This window comes from Rhodococcus sp. T2V (genome assembly GCF_029269925.1).
Lineage (GTDB): Bacteria > Actinomycetota > Actinomycetes > Mycobacteriales > Mycobacteriaceae > Rhodococcus_F > Rhodococcus_F koreensis.
Genome location: NZ_JARJBD010000365.1, coordinates 1 through 580 on the forward strand (window position 1 = coordinate 1; position 580 = coordinate 580).

General features: G+C 66.9%; 1 protein-coding gene. It reads right to left on the reverse strand.

Going from position 1 to position 580, the window contains the following annotated elements:
• Positions 1–572: AAA family ATPase (locus P3H15_RS54400; RefSeq protein WP_276144886.1), on the reverse strand; the 572-nt coding region annotated here is incomplete at its 3' end.
• Positions 573–580: the final 8 nt, after the last annotated feature.

A 580-nucleotide genomic window follows, 5' to 3' on the forward strand; every position in this document is an offset into this window, starting at 1 on the left:
GTGCGGAGAGCGGTTGGGGTCCAGGACGGCCAGGTCGGGTTGTCGATCGCGTTGCCGTTGGTGAAGGTTGCGATCAGGCGGAACGGGTGGGCTGTGGTGGTGTTGTCGTATACGTAGGCTTGGTCGGCGGCGGCGATCGCGACCCGCAGTAGGGGCCACAACCGCCCGAACCGGGCCCGGATTTTCTCCTCGGGTACGTGGTGGCCTCCGTTCGCCACGCGGTCGACCACGCGCGCGACAGCTAACTCCTCCGGGATCAGGACCACGTGCAAGGTGATGTGGAATCCTGCCTGTTGGGCGTCGCGGAGCAGGTCGAGTTTCGACTGGTGGGAGAACACGGTCTCGGTGACGAACGATCGGCGTTGGGCGATCCGCTGTGCTCGTTGTTCGGCCGCGAGGGCGGCCGCTTCGTACGCGTGGGTGGCCGTCTCGTTCGGCCAGCGTGCGGCGGCGATGACGTCTGCGTTGACGAAGTCCAGGTGCGTAACGGGGCCGAGCACGTGTTCGTAGAACGTGGTCTTGCCGGCACCGTTCGGTCCGGCGATGGCGTGCAGGACGGGATCGGGGCTCAAGCGTCGGC